Raw genomic sequence first — 17,258 nt, forward strand, 5'->3', positions numbered from 1 at the left:
TAGCCCATAACCGATAGCCCACCAAGCAGCAGTATGTCTGGGGGCCCCGGAAACATCCGGGGCCCCCAGACATGTCTTGGACCACGATGTTTCTCCGGACCAACGGTGTGACTCCACTTTCCCGGGAACCCGGCCTCATGGCTGGGGCCCGGTGAAGCAGCGGAACCTGCGCCTCCACCCACCGGACCCCAGCCGGTCCGACACCCTCGTATGCGCGCGGGCACAGGGTTCTGGGACTTGGAGGGCGGGGGTGCGCCGGGTCGGACGGAGCACAACCCGTCATCAGAATGACGCCACAGCGGGGTACGGGAAGCGATCAGCGGGGCTCTTCGCCCTGGGCGACCTCGACGTCATGGTGGAAGGCGATTGCGCCGGTCGTCGCGGCGGTGGCGGACAGGACGGCACAGGCAGCGAGGAGGAGGGCGGCCCAGCACACCGACCACCGGGCGTGTCCCGCGGGAGCGGCGAGGAGCGCCGCCACGCGCCGGGGAACCGGGCCGGTGGTCGCGGCCGGAGCGAAGTCCGGACGGTTGGAGCGCGCGGCCTGGCCGGCGAGGGCGGCACGGGCGATGGCGCGGGCCAGCAGGCGGCGATCACCCACGGCAGTGGCGGCGGACTCGTCGGCGGCACGTTCCGCGGCCAGCCGGATGGCGGCGCGGGCCGGACGCAGTGCGGGATGGCAGTGGGCGGCGAGTTCGGCGGCGGCCAGGAAGTAGTGGTGCCCGCCCCGGTTGTGGGCCCGCTCGTGGGCGAAGAGCGCCTCTCGCTCGTCCGGACCGAGACTGCGCAGCATGGCGGTGGTGACGACGATTCGGTGCGGGCGCCCAGGCAGGGCGTACGCGTCCGGCTCGGGCGAGTCGACCACGCACAGGTCACCCGCGGGAGGCTGCCGGTCGGCCTCGGCACGGGCGGTGCGGAAGGCACGCGTCTGGCGCAGGGCCGAGCGGGCGAGGGTCCCGGCGCCGATGGTGAGCAGTCCGGTGGCGATCGCGGCCACGGGCAGGACCAGGTAGCCGGACGGCGTGCGCAAGGGGTGCACGAGTTCACCGAGCGACGCGAACGCCGGCAGCTTGAGCAGTCCGGTCAGCACGAGGGAGCCCAGGGCGGCCACACAGGCACCCGCCAGCACCAGGGCTGCGGCGGTGAGCGTCCACAGAGCGGTGACGGGGGCCAGCCGGTCGAGGGCTCGCCGGGCGAGCAGCGGCATCGCGCAGGGCAGCAGGAGCGGGATCAGCAGCAGGGTCGTCATCAATCGTCGGCCTCCAGCAGTTGACGCAGAAGCTGTTCGTCGTCCGGATTGAGCTGGGCGACGAAGCGGGCCAGGACGGTCTCCCGGTCACCGTCACGGTCGAGTTCGGTGTGCATGCGCCGCGCGGTGAGCCCTTGTGCGTCCTGCACGGGGTAGTAGGCGTAGCCGCGCCCCTGTTGGCGGCGGTCGACAACACCCTTGTCGTGCAGGCGCGACAGGATCGTGGTCACCGTGGTGCGGGCCAGGTCGGCGGCGAGTTCGGACTGCACCTCTCCTGGAGTCAGAGCCGCGTCGGCGGCCCACAGGGCGGCCATGACGGCTGCTTCCAGCTCGCCGGCCGGACGGCGTTCGTCCTTCGCGTCGGTCATGGGAACGATCTTCACCCCATCTTCGTCTACAGTTGAGTAGACCGTCTACAGAATTGTAGTCATCCGGGCGGCGTCTTCGCGCGCCGCCCGCACATCCAGTATGAGAGGGCCCGGGTCCATGACCGCACCCTTGTTCACAGCGTCCCAGCTCGCGGTGAACGTCCTGAGCGCGCAGTCCCTGCTGGCCGCCTTCGGTGTGCTGGGGGTCGGCGCGGTGCTGTTCGCGGAGACCGGGCTGCTGATCGGTTTCTTCCTGCCCGGCGACTCGCTGCTGTTCACCGCGGGGCTGCTGTGCACGGGGAGCGGCCAGCATGGGGTGAAGCTGTCGCTCGCCCCACTGCTGGTGGCCGCGGCCGTGGGTGCCCTTGCCGGTGCGCAGTGCGGCTACCTGCTCGGCCGGAAGGCGGGCGGGGCGCTCCTGGCGCGCAACCGCTCGGTCCGCCTGCATGAAGGTGCGGCCAGGGCCGAGGAGCTGTTGGAGCGGTACGGGCATGCGAAGGCGATCGTCCTGGCCCGGTTCGTGCCAGTGGTACGCACAGTGCTCAATCCGATGGCGGGCGCGCTGGGAGTTCCGGCGCGGACCTTCACCGTCTGGCAGGTCGTCGGCGGTCTCGTGTGGAGTCTGGGACTGGTGCTGGGTGGATACGCGCTGGGCTCCTCCATCCCCAGCGTGGACCGCTATCTGCTGCCCCTGGTCGCCGTGATCGTGGCCGTGTCGTTGGTTCCGCTCGCCGCCGAGCTGTACCGCTCCCGGCGCGCGGCCAAGGCGAAGGAGGCACACGGATGATCCTCGCCCTCGACGGCTCGTCGATCGACGGATCCGCCTACACGGACGTGGTCAATCTCGCTCACCGCTCGCCCGGCTGGCTGGACGACACGGTGTCGGCCTGGTCGACGTACGGTCTGGCGGTGTTCGCCGTCCTGATGGCCGTGGTCTGGTGGCGGGCACGGCGGGTGAGCGCCACGACCGCGCTCGTCGCACTGGCCGTGCCGGTGACCGTCGGAGCGGCGTACGCGGTCGATGCCGCCGTCAAGCTGCTGGTGCGCGAGGATCGGCCTTGTCAGAGCCTTCACGTGGCCACCCTGGAGGCGTGTCCGGCGCCGGGTGACTGGTCCTTCCCCAGCAACCACGCGGCCATCGCCGCCGCGGCCGCGGTGGCCCTGCTCTTCGTGTCCCGGCGGCTCGGTGCAGTCGCGGCCGTGGCCGCCTGCGCGATGGCGGTCTCGCGGGTCTGGGTCGGCGCACATTACCCGCACGATGTCGCCGCCGGAGTCGTCGTGGGAGCCCTCGTGGCGGCGCTCGGGATGACCGCCGTGCGCCGCCGTTCGGACCCCCTGGTCCGGCGGATAACCGGCACACGGCTGCGCCCACTGGTCCTGGCGTCATGAGGCGCGGCGACCTCGGCGACCTGGCCGGCAGCGTCGGCCTGGGCGCGTGGACGGCGTTCGGCGTACTGACCATGACCGTGATCGGCAACGGAAAGCCGCTGTACGGGGACGAGGACCTGCTGTCCTGGTCCGTCGGCCATCGCCCGGATGTGGTGGTTGCGCTGGCGCGCGGGCTGACCGCCACGGGAACCGGCGTCATCCCGTACGTCCTCTGCGCGCTTGCGGGGATCATCGCCGGGCGCACCCTGCGTCGACGGGCCGTCACCGCCGCTCTCTGTCTCGGCTGCCTCGGTGCCGGGCAGGCGGTTCGCTACGGCGTGATGGAGTTCGTCGCCCGGCCCCGCCCCTCCCGCGCGGAGTGGTCCACGCACGCCTCGGGGTGGGCCTTCCCCTCAGGCCACGCCTCCACGGCCGCCCTCACCGCAGGACTGCTCGTCATCGCCGTGTACTTCCGCGCCCCCCGCGGCAGGACGGTGCTCGCTCTCGTCTTCGGCTGCTGGGGCGCGCTGGTCGGGCTGACCCGTGTCTACCTCGGGGTGCATTGGTTCACCGACGTCGTCGGCGGCTGGCTCTTCGCCACCGGCTGGCTCGGGATGTGCCTGTGCGGCGCTACCTGGTTGCTGCCCAGGGGGTTCATCGCAGGTACGACGCACCCCGATCAAGAGCCGCCGGAAGACCATGCGCCACAAGTCCCTGGTCGTCGAGGACGATCACGGCCCGCGTGACATCCTGTTGCGCGGCCTGCGCGACGAGGACTTCGACTACCAGTTGCGGCAGAGGGTGGAGCTGAGCGGAGCCCCCGCAATCGCGACGCAGTTCCCCGAGTGCGTAACGCCGGCGGCGCCGGCACACTCTGACCGGACAGAGCAGCCCGACGATCCGTACACTCGGGAAGGGCCCTCACCAACACCCCCTCGTCGACTCACGACGAGTCGCGTACGACGAGCTCTGTGGGAAGCGTGACGCGCCGGCGCGGCCTCTCGGGATCGCCGATCTCCTCCAGAAGGATCTGGGCGATCATCGCGCCGATCTCCTCGACCGGCTGACGCACGGTGGTGAGGGGCGGATTGGTGTGCCGGGCGATGATGGAGTCGTCGAATCCGACCACGGCCACGTCGTCGGGGACCCCCCTCCCCTGCCTGCGCAACTCCGCCAGAGCCCCCGCCGCCATGACGTCCGAGGCGACGAACAAGGCGTCGAGCTCGGGAACCCGTTCAAGGAGTGAACGCATCGCCGCCGCGCCGCCCTCCTCGGTGAAGTCGGCCGAGGTCACGAGCCGGTCCGTGGCCCGGTGGCCCGCCCTTTCGAGCGCCTCGCGCCAGCCCTGGAGCCTGCTGCGCGCCACGTCCATGTCGAGTGGCCCGCTGATGGTGGCGACGGTGCGCCGCCCCCGCGCGAGGAGGTGGGTGACGGCCGCCTCGGCCCCGCCGGCGTTGTCGGAGTGCACGTGACTGAGCGACTCGTCGGAGGAACGGCGTCCGGCGAGCACCGTGGGCAGCCCCATGTCCTCCAGCAACCCCGGCAGCGGGTCGTGCTCGTGCACCGAGACCAGGAGCACGCCGTCGACACGCCGTTCCGCGACGGACTGGGTGAGTTGGTCCCGCTCGGCCTGGTCGCGCACCAGTACCAGTTGGAGTTGCGTACGGGTCTCCGCGAGAGCGGTGCTGACACCGCGGATGACCGCCGAGAAGTAGGGCTCCGCGCCCAGTCTGCTCTCCGACTCGGGGATCACCAGGGCCACGGAGTTCGTCCGGCTCGTCTTGAGCCCGCGGGCGACCGAGTTCGGGACGTAGTTCAGCTCGGCGATGGCGGCGAGCACGGCGGCCCTCGCCTTCTCGCTGACGAGTTCGGAGCCGTTGATGACTCGTGAAACCGTGGTGCGTCCGACACCGGCGCGCGCGGCCACGGTGATGATGGTCGGACGCTGCCTGTCCCCCATGACGCCTCCCTCGCTCGGCGATGCCCAGACGGCTTTCACCTGCGCATTGTGCCAGACCTGAGGAGAGTGGCTTCCGGGTCCCGGTGCGGGCCCGCGACATCTTTCGGCAACGAAGTGGATTCAACTTCTTGACAGAGGCCTTACGTGGCGGCGAGGCTGCGGGCTCCTGGGTGGGCACGTTCCCACCATCGATTGGGAACGTGCCCACCGGACAAATCTCCCCTTCGGGCGAGCTGTGGGCTCGAACTCCGGTGCGTCAGCGCCGCCGCTAGGAGGACGAAATGGACAAGTTCCGAAGGAAGTTGCGTACGAGGGTCGTGGCCGCCGTTTCGGCCGCGTCGGCACTGGGTCTGGTCGTGGGCTGCGGAGGCAGTGACGGGGGAACCGGTGGGGGCAAGAAGGACGGCAAGGTCACCATCACCATGGGGCTCTTCGGCGTCATGGGCTTCAAGGAGACCGGTCTGCTCGACAAGTACATGAAGGAACACCCCGACGTCGTCATCAAGGCGGACGTCGCGGGCGACGAACAGACCTACTACACCGCCCTGCAGACCCACTTGGCCGCAGGCAGCGGACTCAAGGACATCCAGGGCATAGAAATTGGTAGGGCCAAGGAACTGTCCGACACCCAGAAGGACAAGTTCGTCGACCTGGCCGGCGTGGCCGGGACGGACCACTTCCTTCCGTGGAAGCAGAGCCAGGTCACCACCACCGACAAGAAGGTCATCGGCCTCGGCACCGACATCGGCCCCATGGCGGTCTGCTACCGCAGGGACCTCTTCGAACAGGCCGGCCTGCCCACCGACCGCGACGAGGTCGCCAAGCTGTGGGAGGGCGACTGGTCGAAGTACGTCGACGCGGGCAAGCGGTTCAAGCAGAACTCGAAGGACGACCAGGTCGCCTTCATGGACAGCTCCAGCGGACTGTTCAACGCCATGATCTACGGCAACTCCCAGCAGTTCTACGACAAGCAGGGCAAGCTGATCTACGCCACCAACCCCGTCGTGAAGGACGCGTGGAAGCTGGCCTCCGAAGCGGCCACCTCCGACCTGACCGCCAAGCTCCGCCAGTTCCAGCCCGGTTGGGACCCCGGACTGGCCAACAGCACCTTCGCCAGCACCGTCTGCCCGGCGTGGATGCTCGCGCACATCAGCGAGAAGGCGGGACCCAAGAACAAGGGCAAGTGGGACGTCGCCAAGGCACCCAAGGGCGCCAACTGGGGCGGATCGTTCCTCGGCGTGATGGAGAAGAGCCCCGTCAAGAAGGAGGCGCAGGACCTCGTCGCCTGGCTGACCGCCCCCGAGCAGCAGGCCTACCTCTTCGAGAAGATCGGCAACTTCCCCTCGTCGCAGACCGCGTTGAAGATGCCCGAAGTCGTCGATGCCAAGTCGGACTACTTCAGTGGCGCCCCCATCGGGAAGATCTTCGGCGCCGCGGCCCAGGAGATCCCCGACGAGCAGGTGCTCGGCCGCAAGGACGGCACCATCAAGGACATCTTCTCGCAGGGCCTGACCTTGATCGAGGCACAGCACAAGAGCCCGAACGAGGCGTGGAAGACCACGGACGAGCGCATCAAGAAGGCCGCCGGCTGACCTGAGGCCCCTGCCCGCCACCGCCCGGCGCCCCACGCACCGCCCCTACGGGTCGCCGGGCACCGCCCGCCCTCTCCATCCCTCCAGGAAGGACGCCTTCCGGTGGCCATCTCCACCTCGACACCCCCAGACGGTGCGACCGACATCGCCGCGGAGCATCAGCGGCGCCGTACGCTGCTGCACCGCCTCGACGTCCGGGGTGCGCCGTACGCCTTCGTCGCCCCGTTCTTCATCGTGTTCGCCGCCTTCAGCTTCTACCCGCTCGTCTACACCTCGTGGATCTCGCTGCACCGCGTCGAACTGTCGACGCTGAACCTCATGGAGTGGGTCGGCTTCGACAACTACACGGCGCTGTGGAACGACGACCGGTTCTGGAACGCGCTGTTCAACACCTTCACCATCGGCGTGCTGTCGACCGTGCCCCAGCTGCTGATGGCGCTCGGGCTGGCGCACCTGCTCAACTACCAGCTGCGCGGCTCCACGTTCTTCCGCGTCGCCGCCCTGACGCCGTACGCCACGTCGGTGGGTGCCGCGGCCCTCGTGTTCACGATGCTCTTCGAACGTGACTTCGGCATGATCAACTGGATGCTGAGTCTCGTCGGTGTCGACAACATCGACTGGGAGAACAACAAGTGGGCGGCCCAGAGCGCCATTTCCTCCATCGTGATCTGGCGCTGGACCGGCTACAACGCGCTGCTCTACCTCGCGGCGATGCAGGCGATCCCGCGCGACCGCTACGAGGCCGCGGCCATCGACGGCGCCTCGCGGTGGCAGCAGTTCCTGAAGGTCACCGTTCCCGGCATCCGTTCCACCATCGTGTTCACCATCGTCCTGTCCACGATCGGCGCCACACAGCTCTTCGGTGAGCCCCTGATCTTCGGCCAGGGCCCGAACGGCGTCACGGGGGGAGCCGACAACCAGTACCAGACGCTGGGTCTGCTGCTGTACGAGGAGGGCTGGAAGAACTACCAGATGGGCCGCGCCGCCACCGTCGCCTGGGCGATGTTCCTGCTGCTCATTCTCGTGTTCGTCGTCCAACGAATCGTCCAGCGCGTCCTCACGCGCCGGACCTGACCGGGAGATCTCCATGACCACAGACAGCATCCCGGTCCGGGCGACGGACGCAGGCCCCGGGACCGTGCGCAAGACCCGCAAGGCCACCCCGCCCGGAGAACGGCGCCGCCGGCTGTTCCGGCACCCGGGTGCCGGACGTCAGCACCACGCGGGCCCCGTCGCCTACATCCTGCTGGGGCTCGCGGCGCTGGTCTCCCTGTTCCCGCTGTACTGGACGATGGTGGCGGCATCGACCGACAACACGCGCGTCACCCAGACTCCCCCGCCCTTCCTGCCGGGACCGCATCTCCTGGACAACCTCGGCAAGGCCTGGCAGGACGCCGCGCTGGGCAAGGCCATGCTCAACAGCCTCATCGTGGCCGGCGCGATCGCCCTGTCCACGGTGCTGTTCGCCACCCTCGCCGGGTTCGCGTTCGCCAAACTCCGCTTCAAGGGCCGCAACATCCTGCTGATGCTGGTGATCGGCACGATGATGGTGCCGCCGCAACTGGGCGTCGTACCGCTGTTCATGATGATGACGGAACTGGGCTGGGGCCAGAAGCTGCCCGCCGTCATCTTCCCCACGCTCGTCAGTGCCGTCGGCGTGTTCTTCATGCGGCAGTACCTCGCCGAAGCGCTGCCCGACGAACTCGTCGAGGCCGGGCGGGTGGACGGTGCGCACTCGCTGCGCATCTTCTGGAGCATCGTGCTGCCGATCGCCCGGCCTCCCATGGCCGTGCTGTTCATGATCACGTTCGTGCACGCCTGGAACGACTTCTTCTGGCCCTTCATCGTGCTCGACATGACCAATCCGACGGTGCCGGTCGCCCTCACCCAGCTCAGCGCGGGATACGTGCGCGACCAATCGCTGATCATGGCGGGCGCGCTGCTCGGCACGCTGCCTCTGCTCGCCCTCTTCGTCGTCTTCGGCCGTCAGATCGTCGGCGGAATCATGCAGGGGGCGGTCAAGGGGTGAATGCCGTGCCGTCTCCCCCGCGCCCCCTCGACGGCCCCACACCCCTTCGCCTCTCCCGCCCCGCAAGTCACCAGGAAGGACCCACGTGAGCACCGTAACCCGACGCGTCGCGCCCGCCCCGCAGACCATCACCGTCCGCAGATTTCCGCGGGGATTTACCTGGGGCACTGCGACCGCCGCGTACCAGATCGAGGGTGCCGCCGCCACGGACGGACGCACGCCGTCGATCTGGGACACCTACGCGCACACGCCCGGCAGGGTGCGCAACGGCGACACCGGTGACGTCGCCACCGACCACTACCACCGCTGGCGCGAGGACGTCGAGATCATGGCCGACCTCGGCGTGAGCGCCTATCGGTTCTCCCTGTCGTGGTCGCGCGTGCAGCCGACCGGCCGCGGCCCGGCCGTCGAAAAGGGGCTCGACTTCTATCGGGCCCTGACCGACGCGCTGCTGGAAAAGGGCATCGAACCGGTCGTCACGCTGTACCACTGGGACCTGCCGCAGGAGTTGGAGGACGTCGGCGGCTGGCCGGAGCGCGCCACCTCCGACCGGTTCGCCGACTACGCGGCCCTGGCGGCTCACGCCCTGGGAGACCGGGTGAAGACCTGGATCACCCTCAACGAGCCCTGGTGCAGCGCCTTCCTCGGATACGGCTCAGGTGTCCACGCGCCCGGGCGCACCGACCCGGTCGCGGCCCTTCGGGCGGCGCACCATCTCAACCTCGCCCACGGCAAGGCCGTTCAGGCGTTGCGCGCCGAACTGCCCGCCTACGCGCGGGCGTCCGTCACCCTCAACATTCATCACGTCCGCGCGTTGACCGAGACAGCCGAGGACCTGAACGCGGCCCGGCGGATCGACGCGCTGGCCAACCGCGTCTTCACCGGCCCAATGCTGGAAGGCGCATACCCCCAGGACCTCCTGCAGGACACGGCGAACCTGACCGACTGGTCCTTCGTACGGGACGGCGACACCGCCACCATCCACCAACCGCTGGACTTCCTGGGCGTCAACTACTACACGCCGACGCTCGTCTCCGCCGCGACCGGCGAGGCCGGCCACGGTTCCGACGGCCACGGCGCGAGCGAGCACAGCCCCTGGCCGGGCGCCGACAACGTCGCCTTTCACCGGCCGCCGGGCAACACCACCGCGATGGGCTGGGCGGTCGACCCCAGCGGTCTGTACGACCTGCTGACGCGTCTCAAGGCGGACTTCCCCGCGATGCCTCTCGTGATCACCGAGAACGGAGCCGCGTTCGACGACTACGTGAACCCGGAGGGCGAGGTGTCCGACCCCGAACGCATCGACTACCTCCGCGGCCACCTGTCCGCCGTGCACCGGGCCATCGCGGACGGCGTCGACGTCCGGGGCTACTTCCTGTGGTCCCTGCTCGACAACTTCGAGTGGGGATACGGCTACAGCAAGCGTTTCGGTGCCGTCTACGTCGACTACCCGACCGGCAAGCGCATCCCCAAGGCCAGCGCGCGGTGGTACGCCGACGTGGCCCGCACCGGCACTCTGCCGGAGGGGAGCGGTCGAAGCCGGTGAACGCGGGGAGGCCGGATGGGCGCCCGATGAGCTCGCTGCACCCGATGGCTGACCGCCGGTCCAGGGCGACGGCTTCACGGTCGGACCGGACCTGCACCTGATTCGGAGGGAGCGCGCCCTCGGTCCCCGCACCCGGAGCACTGGCTGCGCCGCGTCCTTGCATCGCGCGCCCGGTGTCAGGAGGTGTGCGCGCAGGTGGAGGCGGGCCGCACGGAGGACAACGACCCGATCCGTGGGGGCCGCTGGTGCCGAACCACCGGCCCCCACGGCTGTCCGAACCGCTCGTCCCGGATGGCGGCCCCGCCGGCGCCTCGCTGTCATGAACGGTTACGGCTGGTAGGGACGCACCGTCTCGTTCGGCTGGGAGCGGAACTTGTGACCCCACAATTCGGGCCGCTTGCCCTTGCGCAGGTTGAGGTTGTGCGGAGAGCGGCGTTCGAGGTCGTCGATCTCCAGGCCCCCCAGCCGTACTCGATGAAGAATCCCGTGGCTTGGAGATGGGTGTGGCCGCGGACCACGGTGCCCGTGTCGGCATCGAGTCCGTCAACGACTTCCTCTCAGCGGTCGAAGCGGGAGTCGACCAGGACGACCCCCCTCGCCATCACGAGGGGTGGCATGGCAGAGCAGTACCTTTCCCGGGCCGTTTGCGGACAGGCAGAGTGATCGTGGAATCGAGGTGAGAAGGTCGAGATGGTCCTCGCGAAGCGGTTCGGCTGCCCAGGGGACTATCCGATCGGGATCATTTCGCGTTGCCCCGGCGGTATTCGGAAGTTCGGAGTCGGCGCTGCCACTGATCCATGGAGGCCAGATCGGGGCCCTCGGTCTGGTCCTCAACGTGCTGGCCGGTACTCCGCCAGGTCCCCGACCTGCCCAGCGGCCTGCGGACCCGCCGCTCACCCCGTCGTGGGAGCCCTATGCGCCGGCCGCCTGGACGCGTACGGCTCGGGCGTGGACCACGAAGGGCCGGGAGAAGACGGTGATGGCGATGGAGACGACGGCCACGAAGGTGATGGCCGTGCCAGGAGTGAAGTGCTGGGCAAGGCTGCCGGCGATCGCGGCTCCGATACCTTGCCACGTCATCCGGCCGGCGGACTCAACTCCCTGGACCTGGCCACGAACCGGATCAGCAGTCAGCTCCAAAAGCTGCTCCTGAAGTGGCAGGGTGGCGGCGAATCCGACACTGGCGACGAACACCGCGGCTGTCGCCACCAGAACGGGCGGGTGGACGGCGAACAGCAGGTAGGGGGTGGCGAGCAGCAGTCGCAGGGCGAAGGCGTAGCGGCAACGCTGCTCGGCGATGAACAGCCGCCCGACCGCGAGGTCACCGAGGAGCATGCCCGCTGATCCGGCGGCCAGGAAGACGCCGGCGTGATGGGGGGCGTAGGAGATGAACAGGGCCTCGCAGCCGACGATGAGACCGTTGGGGACCCACAGGTTCAGCAGCAGCGCACGCTGGCCGGAGTGGGAGAAGAGCTCGATGTTCGTCGTCCAGGTCTGGCGCAGTCCAGGGCGACGGGTCAGACGGATCGAACGCTCCCTGACGGTCACCGCAACGATGATCAATCCACCGCCGGTCAGGGCTGTCGCGACGGTGAAGACCTCCTGCGGGCTCAGGTACCGCAGCAGTACGGCGCCGATGGCGTAGCCGAGGACGGACATGCCTCCCGAGGTGATGTTCATCAGCGAACGTGCCAGTGCGTAGGTGGAGGTCGGCACCACCTCGGCGAGCAGCCCCATCCGTGCGCCCGTTCCCAGGGACTGGAAGAACCCCAGTACAAGGAGCAGACCGAACCGGGCGGCGAGCGGCAGCCCCGGAACCGCCTGGGCGCCGACCCCTACGAGCGAGACGTACTGGAGCGCGACGAGGGTCCGGCGAGGACGGCTTCCGTCCGCGACCGACATCAGTGTCAGCGCACCGAGTACCGTCGCGAAGGTGGCGCCGTACATGCTCACAGCGGTCAGGAACGGGGACTTGGTCTGCTGGTTGACCAGCGTGCCGAGCGCGAAGCCCGACAAGGTGCTCGCGGCGACCGACAATGTGAAGCTGGCGTACAGGCCGACGAATTCACGGTTGCGGAGCAGGTCGCGGTAGGTGGTGGGAGGGGTGCCGTAGGCAGATGTGTCGGAAGGCATGAAAAAAGCCTTCGCGCGCACCCAACTTGGGGCGCCGAAGGCCAACTGGCCGATTATAGCAAGTGCCTGAGTCCCCACCACGGCCCACCACGGCCCGCATCGAGCCGTGAGAGACGCGGACGCGGATCGCTCGGTCTCGGCAGCACTGCACATTCACCGGCGGCTGACGCCAGGTGCGAGCGGACTATTCAACTCCGATATCGCCTCTGGGACGGCTTGAAGTGGGTGTGCTCGCCGAGGAGGGCGCGGGCCCGGCCGTGCGAGAGGCGGGCCAGAACGGTGTCGAGGCATACGTCGCGAGGACCTGGGCATCGCCGCTCGCCGCCGTCCGGTCAAGGCCAAGAGGACTCGCGGCAAGGCTCGCTGCCGCGGAGAGCCCAGCCACGAGAGCGCCGCCGCCCGGCGGTCGGGCGTTCAAGGTGTTGACCGCCGAAGTGCCCCACGGCACTTCCAGGGGCTCGGCGGTCTTGCCGACCTCGCCCCCCAGATAGAGAACCGTGGTTCGGCACAAAGGGATGGCGGGATAGTCCATCCCTGCCGCGCAGGGAGATCGTTGCGGAGTCCCCCGGCCGCGTGAGGCGGCATCCCGTCTTCACAGTCGCTCAAGCGGCCCGATGCACGCGCACGGGCAGGGACTCCCAGGAGCGCAGGGTGTTGTTGGGGTGGCGGCGCGGTGCGCCGGTGAGCTCGATTCGGTCGATACGGCGGGCCAAGGCGGTCAGCAGGGCTTCGGCCTCCAGTCGGGCGACGTGCTGGCCGACGCACTGGTGGATGCCCATGCCGAAGCCGACGTGCCCGGACGGGTCGCGGGCGAGGTCGAAGCGGTCCGGGTCGGTCCAGTGGGCGGGGTCGCGGTTTGCGGCGCCGAGGAACATGAGGATCTTCATGCCTTCGGGGATGACGGTGTCGGCGATGGTCACGTCGGTGGTGGCGGTGCGGAAGAAGGTCTGCACCGGGGACTGCCAGCGGACCGCCTCGTCGAACGCGACCCGCGCCGACTCGGGCCGCTCCCGTAGCCGTTGCCACTGCTCGGGGTGGGTGGCGAACGCGTACAGACAGGCCGCCAGTCCGTGCACCGTGGTGTCGACTCCGGCCGTGAGCAGCGAGCGAACCACCAGCGGTGCCTGCTCGTGCGTGAGGTCGCCGCGGTCGGCGGCGGCCCAGATCCGCGCCCCGAATCCGTCCTCGGTCAGGGCCTCGCGGGCGCAGTTGGCGCTGACCCAGGCCGACAGCTCGGCCACCCGGTGCTCGTCAGCCTTCACCAGGTCGTTGACGGGTCCGAAGGAATTGAAGGCCATGTTGCCGTACGGCAGGAGGTTCTCCCGGCCGTCGGGCCCGAGGCCCACCGCATCGGGGAAGACCCGCAGCGGAAAGGCACTCGCCAGCCGGGTGAAGGCGTCGAACTCCGTTCCCTGGCTCAGCACTCGGTCGACCGTCTCCTCGGCCGCCGCGTGCCAGGTCCCGCGCAGGCGCCGCAGTGCGGGCGGGGCGAGGATCTCTTGCAGCACCCGGCGCGGGGCGTCGTGCCGGGGCGGATCGGCCTCCAGGAGCAGGCTCGGCGGGCGCCACGGCTTCTCGTGCCGGAAGTTGACCAGCCCCACCCCGGCCCCCGACTCGCAGTGCTGCCAGTCCACCAGGGCGGCGTGCACCTCCTGGTGGCGGGCCAGGGCGTGCACGTCGTAGCGGGAGAGGTAGACCACGGGCCCGGCGGTCCGCAGCACGTGGTGGAGTTCTTCCGGCTGTTCGAGGACGGCGGGCGAGAAGGGATCGGCGTCGCAGACGGGCACTGCCGGTGCGTGCTGGGCGGTTGCGGACATGGCGGCTCCTGGGCACGGTCGCGTACAGGGGGCGGACGTTGCAGAGGCTTGGGGGTCTCAGAGGTCGAGCACGAGGCGGTCGCCGCAGGAGCGGGACACGCACAGGAACATGCTGTCGTTCGCGGCCCTTTGGTGATCGGCGAGGACCGAGTCCCGATGGTCGGGGCGCCCCTCCAGGACCGGGGTGAGGCAGGTGCCGCAGGTGCCCTGTTCACAGGAGGAGAGCACCTCCGCCCCGGCTCGGCGCACGGCCTCCAGGACCGAGACGTCCGGGGTGACGGTGACCGTGCGTCCGGTGCGCCGCAGCTCGACCTCGAAGGGGGTGTCCCGCACCGGTACGGCCTGTTCGGCGGCGGTGAACCGCTCGGTGTGCAGCGCGTACGGCGGCCAGTCGGCGCAGGTGGCCTCCACGGCGGCGAGCAGCGGGGCCGGGCCGCAGCAGTAGACCTTGGTGTCCGTTCGCGGGGTGCCGAGCCAGAAGGCGAGGTCGAGCAGTCCGTGCTCGTCCTGCGGGGCGATGTGCACCCGCTCGTCATGGGCGGCCGACAGCTCCGCGGCGAAGGCCATGGAGTCCCGGTTACGTCCGCCGTACAGCAACTGCCAGTCAGCGCCGAGCAGTTCCGCCTGGTGGATCATCGGCAGCAGCGGGGTGATGCCGATGCCTCCCGCGACGAACAGGTACGTGTCCGACGGCACGAGCGGGAAGTGGTTGCGCGGCCCGCCGACGCCGACCCGGTCGCCCGCGCACAGCACGTCGTGCACGTACGCGGAGCCGCCCCTGCCCTGCTGCTCGCGCAGTACGGCGATCCGGTACGTGTAGGGGTCCCAGCGGTTCCCGCACAGCGAGTAGTGCCGGACCGTCCCCTCGGGCAGAACCAGTTCGATGTGGGAACCGGGTGTCCAGTCCGGCAGCCGCGCGCCCGTCGGATGGACGAAGGTCACCGCGGTCACGCCCTCGGCCACGGTCTCCTTGGCGGAGATCTCCAGCGTCACGACCACTCTGTCGCCTCCCGTCATTGGGTTGCAGGAAGAATGCGCCCGGGCATCCAGGAGACGCGACGGCACTCTCATCCAATGAGAGGGGAAAGTGTGGATCCTTCAGCCGGGCAGCCCGCGGGCGCCCCGAGCCGCCAGAACCCGGGAGAGGCCGCGCGCCGCGGTTTGCGCCACGGGCACGACGGAGGCGGCCCTGGAGTCGTTGGGGACGATCACCGACAGCGCGGCCACCACTGCTCCCCGGCCGTCACGGACCGGGGCCGCGATCCCGAGGGCGTCCTCGTGGAAGTAGCCGGGGCAGTACGCGTATCCCTGTTTCCGGACGCCGGCCAGGGTGGAGCGCAGGGCGGCGGCCGTGGTGATGGTGTGCGGCGTGAACCCGCGCAGGGGCCCGGCGAGCACGCGTTCCCGCAGATCGGCGGGCCCGTGGGCCAGCAGTACCAGGCCGCTGGAGGACACGTGCAAGGGCAGCCGGCCCGCGATGCGGGTGTAGTTGATGATCGCCCCCGGTGCCGTGAGCCGTTCCAGGAAGAGCACCTCGTCGCCCTCCAGCACACCGATCTGGACGTGATGCCCCACCACTTCGTGGACGCCCTCCATGAACGGCATCGCCGCGTCCCGCAGCGACAGGGTGGGCGAGGCCCTGGTCCCGAGCTCCCACAGACGTACACCGATCCGTACTCGGCGGTCGGCGTCCCGCGCCAGGAACCCGTGCGAGACCAGCTCGGCGACCAGCCGCGAAGCAGTCGCCAAGTGCAGCCCCGTGCGCCGGGAGATCTCGGAGACGGTGAGAGCCGGCTCGTCCGGCGTGAACGCCTCGAAGATCCGCACCGCCCGCGACAGGACCGACTCGCCCATGGATGCCCTCCCGGCACCATCATCGGCCCCCTGACAGCGCAGATCCATGGGGTACGGCGGCCGATTCGCCTGCGGCTGCCGTACCCCGTGGCAACGCCCGAGGTCCGGGCCCAGCGCTGTCAGGAGGACAGCAGGTAGCGCACCGCCGTCTCTGCCAGGTCGGCGATGAACACGTCGTCCTCGACAGGTGCCGGCCTGGCGAGTCCCGGCCCGTAGGCGACCCGGATGACCGACGCGGCGAAGACGGTGCTGAAGCAGGAGCGGACCGCGGTCTCGGCGTCGGGAAGTGTGATGGCGTCCGCCGCCCGAAGGACCACCCCGGCGAAACTGTTCCCGGGGTCCTGGCTGTACCGGGAGCCTCGGCGCCGGACTTCCGGATGTGAGGCGGTGGTCAGCACCACGGCCCGCAGGAACCGTTCGTGGCGCAGGAACGCGCGGCCCGTTTCGGCCACTGCCTCACGGACGAGTCCGGCCGCGGACAGGCCCGCCCGTCGGCTGTCGTCGGAGAAGACCCGCTGATCCACGCGCAGGCGCTGCATGCCGTGTTCGTACACGGCGAGGAAAAGGGCTTCCTTGCTGGTGGTGCGGGCGTAGATGGCCGGCGGCGCGACTTCGGCCCGCTCGCACACGGCCGCGATGGTGAACGCCTCGTACCCGCCGTCCTCCAGGATCGACACCCCGGCGTCGAGCACCCGGTTCCACGCCTCGCGACTGCGGCGTTGCTTGGGCGGCCGGATCTCCAGGTCGGCCGCCTGCGCGGTGTCCTCGCCCATGACCTCACGCCCCCGCATCCACCCGTCCGACATCCCCGTACGTCTGATCCGGCGTCTGCTCGACGACTGCCCCAACATCGTCGCCATCAAGGCCGAGGGCGGCTTCCCCAGCATCCAGAGCGTCGTCGAGTGCCACCGTCACTTCGGTGAGGAGGTCGTCATCTCGATGCCCATCGAGGGCGAGATGATCCCGCGCGTCTTTCAGCTCCTGCGCCAGGGCAAGTACGACGACGCGGCCGAGATCTACTGGCAGCTCCACCCGGCCCGCAAGATCAAGGCGGTGCTCGCCCCGGCTCTCAACGGAGGCGCGTTCATCAACCGCCAGGCATGGAAGTTCCAGGGCTGGCTCCAGGGCTACAACGGCGGACCGCTGCGCATGCCCACCCAGCGCATTCACGACGCCCAGATGAACGCCCTGCACAAGGGCCGCGTCGACGCCGGTCTCGCACCGAGCATGGACCCGTTCCGCGAGTTCTTCATCGGCCGCAACCCGGCGTGAGGCCGCCGTACGAGATGAAGGGCAGCAGGACACCGTCGGCCGGGACGGTGACGTAATGTGAACACGCGCT

Annotated in this window: 16 protein-coding genes; 8 read left to right on the forward strand and 8 right to left on the reverse strand. The window is 69.6% G+C overall.

Annotated features, from left to right (window positions below):
- Positions 1-316: 316 nt before the first annotated feature.
- Positions 317-1,249 carry a M56 family metallopeptidase gene (locus tag AQI94_RS33180; RefSeq protein WP_031037845.1) on the reverse strand — a complete coding sequence of 311 codons (933 nt, stop codon included), beginning with the start codon at positions 1,247-1,249 and terminating at the stop codon, positions 317-319.
- Positions 1,249-1,617: a BlaI/MecI/CopY family transcriptional regulator gene (locus AQI94_RS33185; RefSeq protein ID WP_031037848.1), complete on the reverse strand. Its 369-nt coding sequence runs from the start codon at positions 1,615-1,617 to the stop codon at positions 1,249-1,251. Before AQI94_RS33185 ends, AQI94_RS33180 begins: the two co-directional genes overlap by 1 nt.
- A gap of 118 nt (positions 1,618-1,735) precedes the next feature.
- On the opposite strand from AQI94_RS33185, the gene AQI94_RS33190 reads away from it, so the two are divergent.
- The 3 genes from AQI94_RS33190 to AQI94_RS33200 are packed head-to-tail and all read left to right on the forward strand — an operon-like array spanning position 1,736 to position 3,731.
- Positions 1,736-2,404 (forward strand): DedA family protein, encoded by a 669-nt coding sequence (locus AQI94_RS33190; protein ID WP_037941102.1) that lies wholly within the window; start codon positions 1,736-1,738, stop codon positions 2,402-2,404.
- The gene (locus AQI94_RS33195; protein ID WP_031037853.1) at positions 2,401-3,006 is read left to right on the forward strand and encodes a phosphatase PAP2 family protein; all 606 of its coding nucleotides are present in this window, start codon (positions 2,401-2,403) and stop codon (positions 3,004-3,006) included. Before AQI94_RS33190 ends, AQI94_RS33195 begins: the two co-directional genes overlap by 4 nt.
- Positions 3,003-3,731 (forward strand): phosphatase PAP2 family protein, encoded by a 729-nt coding sequence (locus AQI94_RS33200; protein WP_031037856.1) that lies wholly within the window; start codon positions 3,003-3,005, stop codon positions 3,729-3,731. Before AQI94_RS33195 ends, AQI94_RS33200 begins: the two co-directional genes overlap by 4 nt.
- Positions 3,732-3,928: 197 nt before the next feature.
- Here the strand turns inward: AQI94_RS33200 and AQI94_RS33205 are convergent, their stop codons facing one another.
- On the reverse strand, positions 3,929-4,945 hold the full coding sequence (locus AQI94_RS33205; RefSeq protein ID WP_031037858.1) for a LacI family DNA-binding transcriptional regulator: 1,017 nt from the start codon (positions 4,943-4,945) through the stop codon (positions 3,929-3,931).
- Between the two features lie 281 nt (positions 4,946-5,226).
- Between AQI94_RS33205 and AQI94_RS33210 the strand changes: the two genes are divergently transcribed.
- The 4 genes from AQI94_RS33210 to AQI94_RS33225 all read left to right on the forward strand — a co-directional run bounded on the left by AQI94_RS33210 (position 5,227) and on the right by AQI94_RS33225 (position 10,112).
- Positions 5,227-6,537 (forward strand): ABC transporter substrate-binding protein, encoded by a 1,311-nt coding sequence (locus tag AQI94_RS33210; protein WP_031037862.1) that lies wholly within the window; start codon positions 5,227-5,229, stop codon positions 6,535-6,537.
- 102 nt (positions 6,538-6,639) lie between these two features.
- Positions 6,640-7,611: a carbohydrate ABC transporter permease gene (locus AQI94_RS33215; protein WP_031037865.1), complete on the forward strand. Its 972-nt coding sequence runs from the start codon at positions 6,640-6,642 to the stop codon at positions 7,609-7,611.
- A 13-nt stretch (positions 7,612-7,624) separates the two neighbouring features.
- Positions 7,625-8,566 (forward strand): carbohydrate ABC transporter permease, encoded by a 942-nt coding sequence (locus AQI94_RS33220; protein ID WP_031037868.1) that lies wholly within the window; start codon positions 7,625-7,627, stop codon positions 8,564-8,566.
- Positions 8,567-8,651: 85 nt separating this feature from the next.
- Positions 8,652-10,112 carry a GH1 family beta-glucosidase gene (locus tag AQI94_RS33225; protein ID WP_031037870.1) on the forward strand — a complete coding sequence of 487 codons (1,461 nt, stop codon included), beginning with the start codon at positions 8,652-8,654 and terminating at the stop codon, positions 10,110-10,112.
- A gap of 912 nt (positions 10,113-11,024) precedes the next feature.
- On the opposite strand, the gene AQI94_RS33230 is transcribed toward AQI94_RS33225, so the two are convergent.
- The 5 genes from AQI94_RS33230 to AQI94_RS33250 all read right to left on the reverse strand — a co-directional run bounded on the left by AQI94_RS33230 (position 11,025) and on the right by AQI94_RS33250 (position 16,689).
- A complete protein-coding gene (locus tag AQI94_RS33230; protein ID WP_031037874.1) occupies positions 11,025-12,245 on the reverse strand; it encodes an MFS transporter in 1,221 nt (406 codons plus the stop codon).
- A 602-nt stretch (positions 12,246-12,847) separates the two neighbouring features.
- The gene (locus AQI94_RS33235) at positions 12,848-14,062 is read right to left on the reverse strand and encodes a cytochrome P450 (protein WP_031037876.1); all 1,215 of its coding nucleotides are present in this window, start codon (positions 14,060-14,062) and stop codon (positions 12,848-12,850) included.
- Positions 14,063-14,119: 57 nt separating this feature from the next.
- Positions 14,120-15,079, reverse strand: a complete 960-nt coding sequence (locus AQI94_RS33240; RefSeq protein ID WP_031037880.1) for a PDR/VanB family oxidoreductase — start codon at positions 15,077-15,079, stop codon at positions 14,120-14,122.
- 81 nt (positions 15,080-15,160) lie between these two features.
- Positions 15,161-15,916 carry an IclR family transcriptional regulator gene (locus AQI94_RS33245; protein WP_031037882.1) on the reverse strand — a complete coding sequence of 252 codons (756 nt, stop codon included), beginning with the start codon at positions 15,914-15,916 and terminating at the stop codon, positions 15,161-15,163.
- A gap of 119 nt (positions 15,917-16,035) precedes the next feature.
- Positions 16,036-16,689: a TetR/AcrR family transcriptional regulator gene (locus AQI94_RS33250; protein WP_031037885.1), complete on the reverse strand. Its 654-nt coding sequence runs from the start codon at positions 16,687-16,689 to the stop codon at positions 16,036-16,038.
- Here AQI94_RS33250 and AQI94_RS33255 point away from each other — a divergent pair.
- Positions 16,688-17,188, forward strand: a complete 501-nt coding sequence (locus AQI94_RS33255; RefSeq protein WP_225890354.1) for a beta/alpha barrel domain-containing protein — start codon at positions 16,688-16,690, stop codon at positions 17,186-17,188. The genes AQI94_RS33250 and AQI94_RS33255 overlap by 2 nt on opposite strands.
- Positions 17,189-17,258: the final 70 nt, after the last annotated feature.

Source organism: Streptomyces pseudovenezuelae, assembly GCF_001513955.1.
GTDB lineage: Bacteria > Actinomycetota > Actinomycetes > Streptomycetales > Streptomycetaceae > Streptomyces > Streptomyces pseudovenezuelae.